This window comes from Achromobacter sp. RT286_PF, assembly GCF_059760425.1.
In genome coordinates this window covers 22357-40906 of record NZ_JCBAMR010000003.1, presented here as the reverse complement: position 1 = coordinate 40906, position 18550 = coordinate 22357, and the positions used below count along the sequence as shown (strand labels likewise).

Genomic DNA, 18550 nt, shown 5'->3' with positions numbered 1-18550 from the left:
CCTGCATGTCTACTTCCATACACTCGATCGCGGGTGGAGCCGGCGCTGCGCCCGCCATCCGCAAGCGACCCGCGTCCGCGCTGGTGCGCACGCTGTCCACGTGGCCGGTCATGGCGGCACTGGCTGTGCTTGGGGTCATCGTCCTGGCCGCCATCTCGGCCAATCTGCTGGGGCTGGCCGATCCCATGGCCATCGATCCCATGCAGCGCCTGAAGGGCTTTTCCGCCGAGCACTGGTTTGGCACCGATGCGTATGGCCGCGACGTGCTGTCGCGCGTCGTCCATGGCGCGCGCATTTCGTTGATGATCGGGGCGGGCACGGCCGTGGCCGCGTTGATACCCGGCTTGGCGCTGGGCGTGGTCGCGGGCTACTTTCGCACGGCGGACATGGTCATCATGCGCGTCATGGACGGCATCATGTCCGTGCCCGGCATCCTGCTTGCCATCGCGCTCGTGGCGGTTACGGGCGCCAGCATGTTGACCGTGCTGATCGCCATTGCCGTGCCCGAGTTTCCGCGCGTGGTGCGCCTGGTACGCGGCCTGATCCTGAGCCTGCGCGACGAACCCTATGTGGAAGCCGCCATTTCGCTGGGCACGCCCACGCACGTGCTGATGCGGCGCCATCTGGTGCCCAACACGGTGGCGCCGCTGATCGTGCAGGGCACTTTCATCTTTGCATCCGCCATGCTGTCCGAGGCGGTCATGAGCTTTCTGGGCGTTGGTATGCCGCCCGAGTTTCCGTCCTGGGGCAACGTGATCGCCGAAGGCCGGATGTACTTCCAGATCAAGCCCGAGCTGATCCTGCTGCCGGGCATGTTCCTGGCGCTGACCGTGCTCAGCGTGAACATGCTGGGCGACGCCATGCGCGACGCCCTTGATCCCAAGATGGCGCGAAGGGTCTGACATGAACAATTCCACAATGCCCGTGCTGCAAGTGCAGAATCTGTCGGTGACGCTCGTCGGCACGCCGGCGGATGAGCCGCGCCACGTGGTCGAAGGCATCAGCTTCGACATACACGCCGGCGAAACACTGTGTGTGGTCGGAGAGTCCGGATCGGGCAAGTCCGTCACGTCGTTTTCGGTAATGGGCCTGTTGGCGCCGGATGCGCTGCGACCCAGCGCGGGCCGCATCCTGCTTGACGGCGAAGACGTGCTGGCGTGCACGCCGGAGCGCCTGCGCGAGCTGCGCGCCACCCGCATGTCCATGGTCTTCCAGGAGCCCATGACGGCGCTCAATCCGGTGCGCACGGTTGGCTGGCAGATCGACGAGGTACTGCGCACCCATAGCGCGATGGACGCGGCCTCGCGCAAGCGCAAGATCCTGGACATGCTGGAATCGGTGCGCTTGCCGGAGGTGGAACGCATCTACCAGTCCTATCCACATCAGCTTTCCGGCGGACAGCGCCAGCGCATCGTCATCTGCATGGCGCTGATCCTGAACCCCAAGCTGCTGATCGCCGACGAGCCCACCACCGCGCTGGACGTGACCACCCAGAAGCAGATCCTGGCGTTGATACTGGAACTGCAGAAGTCGCACAACACCGCGGTGCTGTTCATCACGCACGACTTTGGCGTGGTGGCGGAAATTGCGGATCGTATTGCGGTAATGAACCGCGGAAAGCTGGTCGAGGTGGGGACGCGCGACGAGGTGCTGGCGCGTCCGAAAGAGGCTTATACGCGCATGTTAGTGTCATCGGTGCCGGGCCTTGCGCCGTCCGCTCGGCAGGCGCCCGAAGGCGAACCTGTGCTGGTGGTCAACGGTTTGCAAAAAACCTACAACGAGCGCGGCTTCTTCAAGGCAAAGCGCGCGGTGCACGCTGTGCGCGACGTCAGCTTCACGCTGCGCAAGAAAGAGATCGTCGGCATCGTGGGCGAGTCGGGGTCCCGCAAGTCCACGCTGGCGCGCTGCATCGCTCGCTTGATCGATCCCAGTTCCGGCAGCGTGCGTCTGGACGGCACCGAGATCGCCACGGCCAGCAAACGGCAATTCCATCCTGTGCGCAAGCGCATCCAGGTGGTGTTCCAGGACCCGTACCGGTCGCTGAATGCGCGCATTCGCGTGGGCGATTCCATCATCGAGGGCATGCGCAACTTCGGTGTGCCGCAAGATGAGGCGCAAGCGAGGGCGATCGAACTGCTGGATATTGTCGGGCTGGGCGCGGACACCATGGAGCGCTATCCGCATCAGTTCTCGGGCGGGCAGCGCCAGCGCATCTGCATTGCGCGCGCGTTGGCGCTGCGGCCCGACATCCTGATCGCCGACGAGGCGGTATCGGCGCTGGATGTGTCGGTGCAAGCACAGGTGCTGGAACTGATCGAAGACATACGTGCCCGCACTGACACCGCGGTGCTGTTCATCACACACGACCTGCGCGTGGCGGCGCAGATATGCAATTCGATCGTTGTGATGAAGTCGGGGCAGATCGTCGAGGCGGGGGAGGCGGCTGCGGTGCTGACTCGACCGCAGGATGGTTACACGCGCCAGCTGCTGGATGCCGCGCCGGGTCGGCATTGGGATTTCAAGCGGTTCAGGCCGGCGCAAGCGGCGTTGCAGTGAGCCGCCGGGGCCTACCCAAAAACTGAAAGGCCGGCCTATCCAGGCCGGCCTTTGTTCGTCAGAACGGGATCTTCTGCGACCACGGAGCCGCGTTTTGCGTTCCCACGCCCGGCGCCACCTTGATCCTGGTATCCGGGCTGCTGCTGCCGCCCAGGCCGTTCAGGAACTCGCCCAGGGTGTCGGCTTCGGCCAACCCCAGACGGGCCACGGCCTGTCCGGGCGGGAATTCAGAGAAGTAGAACTCGCCGTTTTCCACGATCAGGCCATCGGGGCGGGGGCGCGGCTTTTCTTCCGGCACGCCCTTGAGCACGTCTTGCATGTAGTCGACCCAGATCGGCATGGCGACGCCGCCACCGGTCTCGCGCGAGCCCAGCGATTTGGGCTGGTCAAAGCCCAGCCACGCCGTTGCCACCAGGTTCGGCGTGTAGCCCGAGAACCAGGCGTCCACGGATTCGTTGGTGGTGCCGGTCTTGCCGGCGATGTCGTTGCGCTTGAGCAGTGCGCGGGCGCGCGCGGCCGTGCCGTAGGTGGCCACGCCGCGCAGGATGTCGTCCATGACCCAGGCGGTGCGCGGGTCGATGGCGCGGGCCGCCGCGTCGCCGGCCACTACGGGCTTGGACTGCATGATGACCTTGCCGCTGCTATCGGTGACGCGGTCGATCAGGTAGGGCGTGACGCGGTAGCCGCCGTTGGCGAATACCGAGAACGCGCCGGCCAGTTGCAGCGGCGTGACACTGCCTGCACCCAGCGCCAGCGGCAGCACGGCCGGTTGGCGCGCCTTGTCGAAGCCGAAGCGGGTCAGGTAGTCCTGTGCGTACTGCGGGCCAATGGCTTGCAGGATGCGGATCGACACCATGTTCTTGGACTTGTACAGGCCCTGGCGCAAGGTCAGCATGGGCTCGTACTGATTGCCGTAGTTCTTGGGATTCCAGGCCTTCGAGCCGGTTTGCGCCGCCGTCAGTTCGAACGGCTGGTCGGAAATCTGCGTGGCGGGCGTCAGGCCGCGCTCCAGGGAGGCCGCGTAGATGAACGGCTTGATGTTCGAGCCCGGCTGGCGCCACGCTTGCGTTACGCGGTTGAAATTGCCGCGATAGAAATCGAAACCGCCGACCATCGCGCGGATGGCGCCATCTTGCGGCGACAAGGCGACGAAGGCGGCCTGCACCGACGGCAGGTTGATGATTTCCCAGTTGTCGCCGAACTTGCGGATGTAGACCACCGAGCCGCGCTTGATGCGCTGTTCGGGCTTGGCCTTGTCATTGAGCGCGCGGGCGACGACGCCCAGCACCTTCTTGTCGGTGACGGTGATGATCTCGCGCGAGCTGCGCGCCAGCTTCACTTCGGTGGGGCTGGCCGACAACACCAGGGCGGTCAGCAGGTCGCCGCTGTCGCTGAATTTGTCGAACACGCCGTCCAGGAATTCATCCAGCGCGGCCGGATTGTTTTCGGTGCCCGGGGGCAGGTCCAGTTGCTCTTCGGGGCCGGGGTAGGGCGCGCGACGCGTGTATTCCAGCACGCCTTCGCGCACGGCGCGATACGCGGCTTCCTGGTCCTTGGACTGCACGGTTGTGTAGATGTTGATGCCGCGCGAATAGACGTTGTCCTGGTAGACGTTGTAGAGCAGCTGGCGTGCCAATTCCGCCACGTATTCGCCGTGAATCGAATAGCCGCCCGCCGGCGTGCCTTCCGCCGACTTCATGATGATGGGCTGCGCCATCGCCTGCTTGTATTCCGGCTCGGTCAGGTAGCCCAGCGACTGCATCCGGCCCAGCACGTAACGCTGGCGCAGTTCGGCGCGGGGGCGGTTCGAAATCGGGTTGAAGCGCGAAGGCGCCTTCGGGATGCCGGCCAGCATGGCGGCTTCGGCGGGGGTCACTTCGGACAAGGGCTTGCCGAAGTACGTGCGCGACGCGGCGGCGAAACCGTAGGCGCGGTGACCCAGGTAGATCTGGTTCATATAGAGCTCAAGGATCTGGTCCTTGGTCAGCTCGGACTCAATCTTGAACGTCAGCAGCAGTTCGTAGAACTTGCGCGAATAGGTCTTTTCCGACGACAGGTAGAAGTTACGCGCCACCTGCATCGTGATCGTGCTGGCGCCCTGCGTCTTGGACATGTTGATCAGGTTGGTCAGGCCCGCCCGCACCACGCCCGTCCAGTCGATACCGCCGTGCTGGTAGAAGCGGTCGTCTTCGGCCGCCAGCACCGCCGACTTCATGACGTCGGGGATTTCATTGAAACGCAGCACGTTGCGGCGTTCTTCGCCAAATTCCCCGATCAGCACGCGGTCGGCCGTGTACACGCGCAGCGGCACCCGCGGGCGGTAGTCCGTCATGGCGTTCAGGTCGGGCAGGTTCGGCCAGGCCAGCGCCAGCGCCATTCCGGCCAGCAATACGCCGCACAGGAACAGGCCGGCAAAGAGGATGCCGGTTTTTACGAAGAATCGCAGGATCGGGGAGCCGCTCTTGGCGGGCTTGTCTTTCTTGGAGGAATTCTGGGGCTTGCTCATCGCGGCGATTTTACGGGTATCTCCGGTCCCATCTCAGCGCGAGGGCTCGGTTTCTGTAACAAGATTGTTCTGTGTGGTGCGCGGGCAACTGGCGGCAGATGTGATAATGCCGACATGAACTTTTCCGCCCACTCATGTCCGGAGGCTGACCCGGACCCAGCGCCCTCCGACCAGGGGCCTGACCACGTGCCTTGCGCCATCGAGTGCACAGGCAAGACCGTGCCATTGCCGCATGACCTGCCCGTGTTCCTGGTGGGAATGATGGGCGCGGGCAAGACCACCATAGGCCGAAGCCTGGCGCGTGCGCTGGGGCGCGAGTTTATGGATCTGGATCATGAGCTCGAGGCGCGTTGCGGCGTTCGGGTGCCGGTTATCTTCGAAATCGAGGGCGAAGCCGGTTTTCGTCGCCGAGAGTCCGCCGCCTTGGAGGAGTGTACCCAACGGCGCAACATTATTCTTGCTACCGGTGGCGGCGCCATCCTGGCAAGTGAAAACCGCCAACGCCTGCGCGAGCGCGGAATCGTCATCTATTTACGGGCCAGCGTGGACGAATTGTTCCGCCGTACCTGCCGCGACCGCAACCGCCCGTTGCTGGCCACCGCCGACCCGCGCGGCACCCTGCGGGATCTGATGACCCTGCGGGAACCCCTCTATAAAGAAGTCGCCGACCTGGTCGTGGAAACCGGGGCCATGCCCATCCACACGCTGGTCAAGGCGCTGCTGCCGCAATTACAAGCCTTCGAGAAGCGCATATGAACGTTGTTGACGTCGACACCCCGGGCGGAAGCTATCCGATCCACATCGGCCCAGGCCGCCTTGATGCCCTGGACCAGTGCATTCCCGCCGACGCCACCGCGATTGCGGTCGTGACCAACCCCACGGTGGCCGCCCTGTACGGCGAGCGTGCCGAGGCCGCGCTGGCCCGCACGGGCAAGCGTGTGCTGCGCATTGAACTGCCGGATGGCGAGGCCTATAAAGACTGGCAGTCGCTGAACCTGATTTTTGACGCCTTGCTGACGCATCGCCTGGACCGCCGCTGCGTGCTGGTGGCGCTGGGCGGCGGCGTCATCGGCGACATGACGGGGTTCGCCGCCGCCGTCTACATGCGCGGCGTGCGCTTCGTGCAAGTGCCCACGACGCTGCTGGCCCAGGTGGATTCGTCGGTAGGCGGCAAGACCGCCGTGAACCATCCGCTGGGCAAGAACATGATCGGCGCGTTCTATCAGCCGGTGGCCGTCGAAATCGACACCAACGTGCTGAACACCTTGCCCGCGCGCGAAGTGTCCGCCGGCTTGGCCGAAGTCATCAAGTACGGCCTGATCCTGGACCCGGACTTCTGGACCTGGTGCGAAGACAACGTGCAAAAACTGCGCGCGCTGGATCCGCAGGCCGTCGCCTACGCCATTCGCCGCTCTTGCGAACTGAAGGCGCAGGTAGTCGGCAAGGATGAACGCGAATCCGGCCTGCGCGCCATCCTGAACCTGGGCCACACCTTTGGCCACGCCATTGAATCGGGGCTGGGCTACGGCGCCTGGCTGCACGGCGAGGCCGTCGGTTGCGGCATGGTGCAGGCGGCTGAGTTGTCGGCCGATGTGGCCGGTTTCCAGCGAGCCGACGTGGAACGCGTGCGCGCGCTGGTGGCGGCTATCGGCTGCCCCGTGGTGGCGCCCGACCTGGGCGCCGACCGCTGGCTGGACCTGATGCAGGTCGACAAGAAAACCGAAGGCGGCTCGATTCGCTATGTGCTCATGCCGCGCATAGGCCAAGCGCTGATGCGCGCGGCCCCGGATGAGGCGGTGCGCGCCGTCTTGTCCCGAACCACCCAGTAACCGCGATGGAGACGGTGTTGCAGATGAAAGAGCTGGCTTCCTACGCATCCGACCCGTCCCAATCGCGCGGTCGGGCCTATGCCGAACCACCGCCCGAAAACCGGACCGAGTTTCAGCGTGACCGCGACCGCATCGTCCATTCCGGCGCCTTTCGCCGGTTGGAATACAAGACGCAAGTGTTCGTCAACCATGAAGGCGATCTGTTCCGCACGCGTCTGACGCACAGCCTGGAAGTGGCGCAGATTGCGCGCACACTGGCTCGCAGCCTGGGGTTGTCCGAAGACCTGACCGAAGCCATTTCGCTGGCGCACGATCTTGGCCACACGCCCTTCGGCCACGCCGGCCAGGACGAACTGAATGCCTGCATGCGCGAGCTGGCGCCCGAGGCCGGCGGCTTCGAGCACAACCTGCAAAGCCTGCGCGTGGTGGACGAGCTTGAAGAACGCTACGCGGATTTCAACGGGCTGAACCTTTGCTTTGAAACGCGCGAAGGCATCCTCAAGCATTGCTCGGCCGCGCATGCCCGCCAGCTGGGCGATGTGGGCGAGCGTTTCCTGAACCGCACGCAGCCGTCCCTGGAAGCGCAGCTGGCCAACCTGGCCGACGAAGTGGCCTACAACAACCACGATATTGACGACGGCCTGCGCTCAGGCTTGATCACGCTGGAACAGCTGCAAGACGTGTCGATCTTCGAACGCCACCATGCCCAGGTGCTGGACCGCTATCCCGGCCTGGCGCCACGCCGCGCGGTGGCCGAGACGATTCGCCGCATGATCAACACCTTGATAGTCGACCTGACGCAAACATCGCTGGCTCGCATTCGTGACGCGGCCCCGACCAGCGTTGACGATGTGCGCCGCGCACCGCCTTTGGCCGGTTTCTCGGACGAAATCCGGCGCGAGGCCGACGCACTGAAGAAGTTCTTGTTCGACAACTTGTACCGGCATTACCAGGTGCTGCGCATGACCGCGAAGGCGCGCCGCATTGTGCGCGAGATGTTCGCGGCGTTCCTGGATGATCCGCGGCTATTGCCGCCCGACTACCGGCGTGAGGCATTCAATGAACAGGCCCGCGCCATTTCGGATTACATCGCGGGCATGACCGACCGCTACGCCATTCGCGAGCATAAGCGGCTGTTCGAAATGGGCTAAGCGGTGCCGCTGGCGTTGACGGGCTGCCGGGCCGTGGTGCGCGCCCCGTTGTGCCCGTCAGTTGTGCCCGTTCAGCGATGCGTGCGGTACGGCTCGTCTTCCGGCACGAACGTCGCTTCCGCATGCGCGTCGCGCATCCATTCCTGCATGGCGGGCAGCGCAATCACCACGTCCATGTAGTCGCGCACGGCGCCCGTCGCGGCCACGTTGTAGGTGGTAAAGCGCGACACCACCGGTGCATAGAACGCGTCGGCAATCGAAAATTCACCGAACAGGAACGGGCCGCCCTGGCCAAACTTCGCGCGCGTGTCGCGCCAGATGGCTTGCACGCGTTCGATGTCTTGCTGTGCGGCCTCGGGCACGTCGATGTCCGGCAGATGCGCTTCGATATTCATGGGCATCGTGTTGCGCAGCGCCGTAAAGCCGCTGTGCATTTGCGCCACAATCGACCGCGCCCGCGCGCGCGCCTTTGCGTCCTTGGGCCACAGGGCCGCGTCGGGGTGCTGTTCAGCCACGTATTCGCAGATGGCCAGCGAATCCCATACGGCGAAGTCGCCGTCCAGCAGCACCGGGACCAGCCCGGCGGGCGACACCGCGGCCACTTGCCGCGTGAACGCTTCCGTGAAGAACCCGAGCTTTTGCTCGCTAAATGCGATGCCCGTCGCACGCAGCGCCAGCCAGGGCCGCAAGGACCACGATGAGTAATTCTTGTTGCCGATGATCAGGGTGTACATGGTGCGGTTTCTGCCTTAAGGTGCGCGTCGATTGGGTGCCCGTCGATTTACCGGCCTGCGTTGCGGCGCAGCAGCTTGCCCAGGTATTGCCCGGTGTGGCTGGCCTTTGTGTTGGCAACAACCTCGGGCGTGCCTTGTGCCACGACATAGCCGCCGCCGTCGCCGCCTTCCGGGCCCATGTCGATCAGCCAGTCCGCCGTTTTGATGACGTCCAGGTTGTGCTCGATGATCAGCACGGTATTGCCGCTGTCGACCAGCTGGTTCAGCACTTGCAACAGCAGTTCGATATCGCGGAAATGCAGGCCGGTGGTGGGTTCGTCCAGGATGTACAGCGTGCGCCCGGTGCTGCGGCGCGACAGCTCCAACGACAACTTCACGCGTTGCGCTTCGCCGCCCGACAAGGTGGTGGCGCTTTGACCCAGGCGAATGTAAGACAGGCCGACATCGATCAGCGTATGCAGCTTGCGTGAGATCGCGGGCACGGATTCGAAATATTCCAGCGCCTGCTCGACCGTCAGGTCCAGCACTTCGCTGATGTTGCGGCCCCGGTAGCGGATTTCCAGCGTTTCGCGGTTGTAGCGCTTGCCGTGGCACACGTCGCAAGGCACGTACATGTCGGGCAGAAAGTGCATTTCAACCTTGACCACGCCGTCGCCCTGGCACGCTTCGCAGCGGCCACCCTTGACGTTGAAACTGAACCGGCCCGGGTCATAGCCACGCGTACGCGCTTCCGGCACGCCGGCAAAGAGCTCGCGGATCGGGGTGAACAGTCCGGTGTAGGTTGCCGGGTTGCTGCGCGGCGTGCGGCCGATGGGGCTTTGGTCGACGCTGATGATCTTGTCGAAATTTTCCAGGCCCTGCATCGACACGTAGGGGGCGGGTTCGCTTTGCGCGTGATGCAGCTGGCGCGATACGGCAACCGCTAACGTGTCGTTGATCAGTGTGGACTTGCCGGAACCGGACACGCCCGTGACGCAGACAAGCCGGCCGGCCGGCACGCGCAGTTCTACGTCTTTGAGGTTGTTGCCGCTGGCGCCGGTCAAGGTCAGCCACGGCAGTTCGTCGTTGACCGGACGGCGCGGTGGAATTGCGATCTCGCGTGCGCCGCTCAGGTACTGGCCGGTCAGCGAGTTCGGATCGCGCTGCACCGTTTCAGGATCACCCTGCGACACGACTTCGCCGCCGTGCTCGCCCGCGCCCGGACCCATGTCGACCACCCAGTCCGCCATGCGGATCATGTCTTCGTCGTGCTCGACGACGATGACGCTGTTGCCCAGGTCTCGCAGGTGTTGCAGGGTGCCGATCAGGCGGTCGTTATCGCGTTGGTGCAGGCCGATGGATGGCTCGTCCAGCACGTACATGACGCCGGTCAAACCGGAACCGATCTGGCTGGCCAGGCGTATGCGCTGGGCCTCGCCGCCCGAGATGGTGTCGGCGCTGCGGTCCAGCGACAGATAGTTCAAGCCCACGTTGTTCAGGAAACTGAGCCGCGCCTCGATTTCACGCACGATGCGCTGCGCGATTTCCTGCTTGGCACCCGTCAGGCTCAGGTCACGGAACCAGGCCAGGCAGCTGGACAGCGGCATGGCCTCGACTTCATAAATGGCCTGGCCGTGGCGCTCGCCGCCGCGCGGATCGTGGCCGATCAGCACGTTGCGGGCTTCGGGGCGCAAGCGCGAGCCGGCGCAGTCCGGGCAGGTCTTGATGTTGCGGTACTTGCCCAGTTCTTCCCGCACGGTCGCGGAATCCGTTTCGCGCCAGCGGCGTTCCAGGTTCGGGATGACGCCTTCGAATGTGTGGCGCTTGACGGTGCTGCGGCCTTTCTCGTTCAAGTAGAGGAACGAAATTTCTTCTTCGCCCGATCCGTACAACACCTTGTCGCGCAGGGCTTCGGGCAGGTCTTCAAACGGGGCTTCAATATCGAATTCGTAATGCGCCGCCAGGCTGCTCAGCAGCGAATGCGTGAAGGCGTTGCGGCGGTCCCAGCCCCGGATGGCGCCGGCGGCAAGGCTCAGTTCAGGAAAGGCCACGACCCGCTTGGGGTCGAAAAAGCCCACCTGGCCGATGCCGTCACAGCTGGGGCAGGCGCCCATCGGGTTGTTGAAGCTGAACAGGCGCGGTTCCAGTTCGGGCAGGCTGTGGCTGCACACCGGGCAGGCGTAGCGGCTGGAGAACACCTGCTCGTGTTCGCTGTCCATGTCCAGCGCCAGCGCGCGCCCATCCGCCAGTTGCAGCGCGGTTTCGAAGCTTTCCGCCAGGCGCTGCTTGCTTTCCGGCTTGATGCGCAGCCGGTCGATGACGACGTCGATGTCGTGCTTTTCGGTTTTCTTCAACGGCGCCATGCCGTCGATTTCCATCAGTTGGCCGTCCACGCGCAGCCGCACATAGCCTTGCGCCTGCAAGCTGGCGCATTCGTCCTCGAAGCTGCCTTTTTTGCCGCGCGCAATGGGCGCCAGCACGGCCAGGCGCGTTTCGGGCGTCCAGCCCAGCACCGCGTCGACCATCTGGCTGACGGATTGCGCCTGTAGCGGCAGGCCGTGATCGGGGCAGTAGGGCGTGCCGACCCGCGCATACAGCAGGCGCAGGTAGTCGTGGATTTCGGTAATGGTGCCGACGGTGGAACGCGGGTTGTGGCCCGCGGCCTTTTGCTCAATAGAGATGGCCGGCGACAACCCTTCGATCAGGTCGACGTCCGGCTTGTCCATCAGCTGGAGAAATTGGCGGGCATACGCTGACAGGCTTTCCACATAACGTCGTTGGCCCTCCGCGTACAGCGTATCGAACGCCAGCGAAGACTTGCCGGAGCCGGACAAGCCGGTGACGACCACCAGTTTGTGGCGCGGCAGGTCCAGCGAAACGTTCTTGAGGTTGTGGGTGCGTGCACCCCGTATGCGTATTGTCACGTCGATCGGGTGTCCATCAGGCTCTTTTAAGCGGTTTCAAAGGCCAACTTGTTACTATAGCGCGCCGAAACCTCCCGCGTTCAAGGCAGTCCGACAAGTTGGACTGAACGGCGTTCGGCGCCGCACCGCCAGATCAGACTGTGAGCGTGTGACATCCACGCGCGCGCACCGCCCTTGTCATTGTTGAATTTTTCGCATGCCGGCAGACATCAAGCTGAAATTGACCCCCTCCGAACGTCGCGCCAGCGTCGCGTTGGCCGGCCTGTTCGCCGCCCGGATGTTGGGGCTGTTCCTGTTGCTGCCGGTGTTCGCCGTCGCGGCTGCCGGCCTGCCCGGCGGCGACGACCCCGCGCGCGTCGGCCTGGCGCTGGGCATGTATGGCCTGACCCAGGCATTCATGCAGATCCCGTTCGGCCTGGCTTCCGACCGCTGGGGGCGGCGCCCCGTTGTGCTGTTCGGACTGCTGCTGTTCGTGGTGGGCAGCATCGTCTGCGCGCAGGCGACCGACGTGTACTGGATCACCATCGGCCGCGCCATCCAGGGCGCGGGCGCGATCTCGGCCGCCGTCACCGCCTGGCTGGCCGACGCCACCCGCGACGAAGTCCGCACCCGGGCCATGGCCATGGTGGGCGGGTCGATCGGACTGTCTTTCGCGGTGTCGCTGGTCTTGTCGCCCGTGTTGGTGGGCTGGTGGGGCCTGTCGGGCTTGTTCTGGACCATCGCCTGCCTGGGCGTGATCTGCCTGGGCGTGGCGCGCTTTGTGGTGCCGGTGGTGCCGCGCACCCAAGCCCGCACCATGCAGGCCGCCCGGCCGCGTGAAGTGCTGACCCACCGTGACTTGCTACGCCTGAACTTTGGTGTGTTCGTGCTGCATCTGATTCAGGTGTCGCTGTTCGTGGTGGTGCCGGCCTTGCTGGCCAAAGTCGGCGGGCTGGACGCGCGCGAGCTGTGGAAGGTCTATCTGCCTGTCATCCTGGTGTCGTTCGTGCTGATGGTGCCCGTGGTGTTCGTCGCGGAAAAGCGTCGTGCCCACCGGGGCGCCTTGCGCGCCGCCGTGGCGGGCCTGGTGCTGGTGTGCGCGCTGCTGCCGGCCGCCAGCCACGGTTTTTACACGCTGGCTGTGGCGCTGACCGGTTTCTTTGTCGCCTTCAACGTGCTGGAGGCCTTGCAGCCTTCGCTGGTGTCGCGCGTGGCGCCGCAGGCGTACAAGGGGCTGGCGCTTGGCTTCTACAACACGGCGCAAGCGGCCGGGCTGTTTACTGGCGGTGCGCTGGGAGGCTGGCTGGCGGCCCATTCAGGCGCCAGCGCGGTGTTCGTCGGCGCGGCGATTCTGTCGGCGGTGTGGCTCGCGGTGACCTGGGCGCTGCGGCCGCTGGCGTAAGACCGCCAAGGCGGGATCAAGGCCGCAAGGGCGGTGATCGAGGGCGGGTGGTCAAGGCTGGCGATTGGGCTGGCTACAGGGCTGGCTACCGGGCCGGCTACCGGGCCGGGGATGCGTCCCCGACTACACCCCAACCGTCGCTGATCGCGCTGCCTATGGCGCCCAACAGCCCCTAAATCGATTCCCGGGGTGGATCGCTTTGTCACGAATCGCGTTTGGCGTGGCGGGGGCTTTTCGTCGATAATACGTACCAATTTAGGGCTTCACGGAAGTGGGGGTCGTCAGGATCCCAGGCGTCGCCGGTCATTGTCATGATGACCGGCGTGTTTCATGAAGCCGGTCTTCAACATCGCTTTTTATGTTGTTGCCGGCGCGCTCGCGGCGACGCACAGGCGCAGGCTGTCAACAACTGAGGGACATCGGCATGGCATCGGTTAACAAAGTCATTCTCGTGGGCAATCTGGGTCGCGACCCGGAAGTCCGCTATAGCCCGGAAGGGGCTGCAATCTGCAACATGTCCATCGCCACGACCTCCACCTGGAAGGACAAGGCTTCCGGCGAACGCCGCGAAGAAACCGAATGGCACCGCGTCGTCATGTACAACCGCCTGGCTGAAATCGCCGGCGAATACCTGAAGAAAGGCCGCTCGGTCTACATCGAAGGCCGTCTGAAGACGCGCAAGTGGCAAGACAAGGACACCGGCGCTGATCGCTACAGCACCGAAGTGGTGGCTGACCAGATGCAAATGCTGGGCGGCCGCGAAGACGGCGGTGGCGGCGGCGCCAGCTATGGTGGTGGCGGCGGCTACGACGACGCCCCGTCGCGCCCGCAACAACAACGCGCCCCGGCGCAACGCCCGGCGCCGCAACAGCGCCCGGCGCCTGCTGCGGCTCCGGCGAGCAGCGGTGCAAACCTGGCGGATATGGACGACGATATTCCGTTCTGATTTTTCCGAACGGCTACGCAGCTATGAAAGAGCCCTCGCAAAAGCGGGGGCTTTTTATTTGTTCGGCGCTTGAAACACTTCCACCAGATAATCAATAAACGCCCTGGCCCGTGCGGTTTGATTTCTGCGTTGCGGATAATACACAAAGAGGTCGGCGGACGGCAGCGTGTAGTCGGGTAATACCACTCGCAGCCGTCCGCTTTTTAAATACTTGGCCAGATCCCATTCCGAGCGGATCAATATGCCATGGCCGTCCAGTGCCCAGCCCAGCACGATATCCCCGTCATTACTGGACAGCGCCCCATCCACCTTGATTGCCACGCTTTCGCCTTCGCGGGTGAATCGCCAGACGCCGTGTGCTTCGTCGTTTTGCGTATGCAGGATGCAGCGGTGCGAGGCCAGATCGGCCAGCGTGGTGGGGGTGCCGTGCTTGTCCAGATAGCGCGGGGACGCGCACAGGAAGCGGCCGTTGGACATGACGCGCCGGGCGCTGAGGCGTCTGTCGGGCAGTTCGCCGAAACGGATCGCCAGGTCGAATCCGCCTTCCACCAGGTCCACCGGCCGGTCCGTCACGTCCAGCTGTACCTGCACGTCGGGATAGCGCTTGGCAAAGTCCGAGACCAGCGGGGCGATGGTGGTGCGGCCGAATCCCAAGGTGGCGTTCACTTTTAGCGGGCCGCGTGGTGTGCCGCCGCTGCTGGAAACCGCGTCTTCCATCGCGCGCAGGTCTTCAAGGATCTTTGACGCGTGCGACAGGTAGGTTTCGCCCTCGGGAGTCAGGCTGAGGTTGCGGGTGCTGCGGTTGACCAGCCGCACGCCCAAGCGCCGTTCCATCAGCGCCAGGCGCTTGGTGGCGGCGGGTGGCGTCAGGTCGAGTTCGCGCGCGGCCGCCGAAAGGCTGCCCAGCCGGGCCAGATGGATGAAGAACTCCAATTCGGACGCGATGTCGGTTTTCACTGAAAGTTAATAATCAAATGAATATGGGTGAATCTTAGTGCGGGTATTCGCCTCTACGCTAGGGGTTCTGAACTTACCTACGCCGCCACAGCCGGCGCATCAGGAGACACCTCATGAGAATCGTCGAGATCCGCGAACAGACGCTGCCCATCAGCTCGCCCATCCGCAACGCCTATATCGATTTCAGCAAGATGACGCTGAGCCTGGTCGCCGTGATCACCGACGTGATCCGTGACGGCAAGCCGGTGGTGGGCTACGGCTTCAATTCGAATGGCCGATACGGCCAGGGCAAGCTGATGCGCGAGCGCTTTATTCCGCGGGTGATGGAAGCCGACCCAGAATCGCTCGTGGACGCGACGGGCAAGAATCTGGACCCGCACAAGATCTGGGACGCGATGTTCACGAACGAAAAGCCGGGCGGCCATGGCGAGCGCTCGGTGGCCATTGGCACCATCGACATGGCGGTGTGGGATGCGGTCGCAAAGATCGAAGGCAAGCCGCTGTTCCAGTTGCTGGCGGATCGCTACGGCAACGGGCAAGCCGACCGCCGCGTGTTTGTCTACGCGGCCGGTGGGTATTACTACCCGGGCCAGGACCACGGCAAGCTCAAGGATGAAATGCGCAGCTACATCGATCGTGGCTACACGGTGGTGAAGAAGAAGATTGGCGGCGCGTCGCTGGACGAGGACCTGCGCCGCATCGATTCCATCTTGAGCGTGCTGCAAGACGGGCAGAAGCTGGCGGTGGACGCCAACGGCCGCTTCGATCTGGATACGGCCATTCAGTATGCCAAGGCGCTGTCGCAGTACGACCTGTTCTGGTACGAAGAGGCGGGCGACCCGCTGGATTACGAGTTGCAGGCCACCTTGCGCAACTACTACAACAACCCGATGGCGACGGGCGAAAACCTGTTTTCCATGCAGGACGCGCGCAACCTGATCCGATACGGCGGCATGCGCCCGGACCGTGATTGGCTGCAATTCGATTGCGCGCTGAGCTACGGGCTGGTGGAGTATCTGCGCACGCTGGACATGCTGCGCCAGCACGGCTGGTCGGCCAGCCGCTGCATTCCGCACGGCGGCCACCAGATGTCGTTGAACATTGCTGCGGGCTTGGGCCTGGGCGGCAATGAAAGCTACCCGGACCTGTTCCAGCCGTTTGGCGGCTTTCCCGATGGCGTGAAAGTCGACGGCGGCTACGTCACGATGCCGGAACTTCCCGGCATCGGGTTCGAAGGCAAGTCGGACCTGATCGCCGTCATGCGGCAATTGTCGGCGTAGGGCCCGACCTACCAGCGATACCGCAACGTCGCCATCACCGTGCGTTCGGCGCCCCAGTAGCAACTGACGGCCGTGCCCAGGCAGTTGGCGACGTAGCGCTTGTCGAACAGGTTGGACACGTTCAGCGCGACTTGTGCGCCGGCCAGGGTGGGGCTGACGCGGCCAAGGTCGTAGCGGATAGCGGCGTCCACCAGGGTGACGGCGGGCAGGGCGTAGCGGTTGTTCAAGTCGCCGTAGAAGCCGCCACGGTATGTGACGCCCGCGCCCACGCCCACGCCTTGCAGCGGACCTTCGCGCAGGGTGTAGTCGGCCCACAGCGCGGCTTGATGGCGCGGCACGAAAATCATCTGGTTGCCGCGCTGGGCGGCGACGTTGGTCTTGGTGACTTCGCTATCGCTCAGTGCATACGACATCGTCAGGTCCAGCCCGTTGTCGAAGCTGGCCTTGCCTTCCAGCTCGATGCCCTGCACCTGCGCTTCGCCCGTCTGCACCACAAAGCTGGTGTTGACCGGGTCGGGCGTACTGACGTTTTTCTGCGTGATCTGGAAGGCCGACAGCGTGACAAAGCTGTCGTAGCCCTCGGGCTGGTATTTCACGCCGGCCTCGTATTGCTCACCCGTGGTGGGCTTGAGCGGCGAGCCGTCGCGCGTGATGCCGGTCATCGGCTGGAACGACGTGGAATAGCTGAAGTACGGCGCGATGCCGTTGTCAAAGCGGTAGGTCACGCCGGCGCGGCCAGTGAAGCGGTCGGCATCGGCGCTGCGCGACGTCCAGCCCCATTGGCCGCCGCTACGCGCGACGCCGTTGTCGGTGGTGCCTTCGGTCCAGTCGTAACGGCCGGCGAAGGTGAAGCGCAGGCGGTCCAGTTCGATCTGGTCTTGCGCGTACAGGCCCAACTGGCTGCGCGTCATGTTGATTTTGGTGGCCGTGGGCGGGCGCGTCACGGACGTGCCGTAGTCCGGGTCGAACACGTTGAACAGCGGCGAGGCCGGGGGCAGCATCAGGCCCAGGCTGCTTTCGTTATAGCGGGATTTTTCGCGCAGGTAGTCCAGGCCGAAGGTGATGTCATGGCGCGTGGGACCGGCGTTGAATTTGGCATTCAACTGGTTGTCGATCTGGAAGGTATGCGACGTTTCCGGAAACGCCCAGGCGTAGCGGATGGCCTGCGTGTCCGACACCATGGCGCCGATCTGCACGCGCCGCGTGTTGGTGTCGACATTGGTGTAGCGGGCGCTTTGGCGCAGGCTCCACGTGTCGTTCAGCCGGTGGTCCAGCGTGTAGCCGACCATGGTTTGTTCGTTGGTGAAGATGTCGTAGCCGGGCTCGCCCACAAAGCGGTCGCGCGGGATGTAGCCCGCCGTGGCGCTTTTTTCCAGCGTGCCGATGACGGGCAGCACGGGGGCGCCGCCGCCGCCGTGGCTGGTGATCTTCTGGTACTGCGCGCTGACGTTCAAGCTGGTGTCGGATGACGGGCGCCACGTGAAGCTGGGCGCGATGAACTGGCGTTCATCGTCTACGTGCTGGTATTGCGTGTCGCTGTCGCGCAGCGTGCCCGTCAAGCGGTACAGAAACTTGCCTTCTTCGTCGGCGGGGCCCGAGAAATCGAACGCGCCTTGATAGCGGTTGAAGCTGCCTGCCTGCAACACCACTTCATTGATGGGTTCGGCGGTGGGGCGCTTGCTGGTCATGTTGACCAGGCCGCCCGGCGCGCTTTGCCCATATAGTCCGGACGACGGGCCTTTCAGGATTTCGATGCGTTCCAGGCCGTAGGTGTCGATGCGCGGTTGCGAATAGCCGCGCGCGCCGAAGGGCAGCAGCAGTCCGTCCAGATAGCGCGACGGCGTGAAGCCCCGCACGGTCAGCCAGTCATAGCGCACGTCGTTGTCGCCGTATTGGGCGAAGACGCCGGGGGTGTAGCGCACGGCTTGCGCGACCGAGGTGACGCCGCGTTCGTCCATTTCTTCGCGGGTAATGACGTTGATCGTCTGGGGCGTGTTGATCAGTTCGGCATCTGACTTGGTGCCCGAGCGGCTGCGCGTGGCCACATAGTCCGCGCCGGAGGTCGGCGACGCGTCGCGCACCCCTTGCACCACAACCGGCGCCAGGGTGGTGACGCCGTTACCGGTGGCTTGGGCGGGCTGGGTGGTTTGCGCGATGGCAGAGGCGGATGCGGACGCCGCAAGGGCGGCCAGCAACGCCAGCGGCAGCGGCTTGACTGAAAAGGACACGGTGTTACCCCTGGATCAATTTATAATTAACAAGAATCATTTCTGTGCGTCGGCATGATTCCAGATCCCGCTTTTGCTG

General features: G+C 64.3%; 13 protein-coding genes. 8 read left to right on the top strand and 5 right to left on the bottom strand.

Going from position 1 to position 18550, the window contains the following annotated elements; translation table 11 throughout:
- The first annotated feature begins 5 nt into the window (after positions 1-5).
- Both AC6LJY_RS03785 and AC6LJY_RS03780 read left to right on the top strand, forming a co-directional pair.
- Positions 6-902, top strand: coding sequence for an ABC transporter permease (locus AC6LJY_RS03785; RefSeq protein WP_314359256.1), 897 nt, complete (start codon positions 6-8; stop codon positions 900-902).
- A gap of 1 nt (position 903) precedes the next feature.
- Complete coding sequence (locus tag AC6LJY_RS03780; RefSeq protein WP_498135347.1) at positions 904-2556, top strand: ABC transporter ATP-binding protein; 1653 nt, start codon at positions 904-906, stop codon at positions 2554-2556.
- 58 nt (positions 2557-2614) lie between these two features.
- On the opposite strand, the gene AC6LJY_RS03775 is transcribed toward AC6LJY_RS03780, so the two are convergent.
- Positions 2615-5062: a penicillin-binding protein 1A gene (locus tag AC6LJY_RS03775; RefSeq protein ID WP_498135346.1), complete on the bottom strand. Its 2448-nt coding sequence runs from the start codon at positions 5060-5062 to the stop codon at positions 2615-2617.
- Positions 5063-5176: 114 nt separating this feature from the next.
- Between AC6LJY_RS03775 and AC6LJY_RS03770 the strand changes: the two genes are divergently transcribed.
- Genes AC6LJY_RS03770 through AC6LJY_RS03760 form a run of 3 tightly spaced genes read left to right on the top strand, consistent with a single transcriptional unit; the run spans position 5177 to position 8042 of the window.
- A complete protein-coding gene (locus AC6LJY_RS03770; RefSeq protein ID WP_046802911.1) occupies positions 5177-5818 on the top strand; it encodes a shikimate kinase in 642 nt (213 codons plus the stop codon).
- The gene (aroB, locus tag AC6LJY_RS03765; protein ID WP_046802912.1) at positions 5815-6891 is read left to right on the top strand and encodes a 3-dehydroquinate synthase; all 1077 of its coding nucleotides are present in this window, start codon (positions 5815-5817) and stop codon (positions 6889-6891) included. The genes AC6LJY_RS03770 and aroB overlap by 4 nt, the downstream gene beginning before the upstream one ends.
- 23 nt (positions 6892-6914) lie before the next feature.
- Positions 6915-8042: a deoxyguanosinetriphosphate triphosphohydrolase gene (locus AC6LJY_RS03760; RefSeq protein ID WP_046803121.1), complete on the top strand. Its 1128-nt coding sequence runs from the start codon at positions 6915-6917 to the stop codon at positions 8040-8042.
- Between the two features lie 71 nt (positions 8043-8113).
- On the opposite strand, the gene AC6LJY_RS03755 is transcribed toward AC6LJY_RS03760, so the two are convergent.
- Both AC6LJY_RS03755 and uvrA read right to left on the bottom strand, forming a co-directional pair.
- Positions 8114-8776, bottom strand: coding sequence for a glutathione S-transferase family protein (locus AC6LJY_RS03755; RefSeq protein WP_498135345.1), 663 nt, complete (start codon positions 8774-8776; stop codon positions 8114-8116).
- A 47-nt stretch (positions 8777-8823) separates the two neighbouring features.
- Positions 8824-11679 carry an excinuclease ABC subunit UvrA gene (gene uvrA, locus AC6LJY_RS03750; RefSeq protein WP_370638738.1) on the bottom strand — a complete coding sequence of 952 codons (2856 nt, stop codon included), beginning with the start codon at positions 11677-11679 and terminating at the stop codon, positions 8824-8826.
- Between the two features lie 196 nt (positions 11680-11875).
- Here uvrA and AC6LJY_RS03745 point away from each other — a divergent pair, with 196 nt between their 5' ends.
- Positions 11876-13060, top strand: coding sequence for an MFS transporter (locus AC6LJY_RS03745; protein ID WP_046802915.1), 1185 nt, complete (start codon positions 11876-11878; stop codon positions 13058-13060).
- A gap of 424 nt (positions 13061-13484) precedes the next feature.
- Complete coding sequence (gene ssb / locus AC6LJY_RS03740) at positions 13485-14006, top strand: single-stranded DNA-binding protein (RefSeq protein WP_046802916.1); 522 nt, start codon at positions 13485-13487, stop codon at positions 14004-14006.
- Positions 14007-14060: 54 nt separating this feature from the next.
- Here the strand turns inward: ssb and AC6LJY_RS03735 are convergent, their stop codons facing one another.
- Complete coding sequence (locus AC6LJY_RS03735; protein ID WP_319307580.1) at positions 14061-14963, bottom strand: LysR family transcriptional regulator; 903 nt, start codon at positions 14961-14963, stop codon at positions 14061-14063.
- A 113-nt stretch (positions 14964-15076) separates the two neighbouring features.
- On the opposite strand from AC6LJY_RS03735, the gene AC6LJY_RS03730 reads away from it, so the two are divergent.
- Complete coding sequence (locus tag AC6LJY_RS03730; protein ID WP_314359203.1) at positions 15077-16243, top strand: enolase C-terminal domain-like protein; 1167 nt, start codon at positions 15077-15079, stop codon at positions 16241-16243.
- A gap of 8 nt (positions 16244-16251) precedes the next feature.
- On the opposite strand, the gene AC6LJY_RS03725 is transcribed toward AC6LJY_RS03730, so the two are convergent.
- Entirely contained in the window at positions 16252-18471 is a 2220-nt protein-coding gene (locus AC6LJY_RS03725) for a TonB-dependent siderophore receptor (protein WP_498135344.1), read from the bottom strand.
- Between the last annotated feature and the right edge of the window lie 79 nt (positions 18472-18550).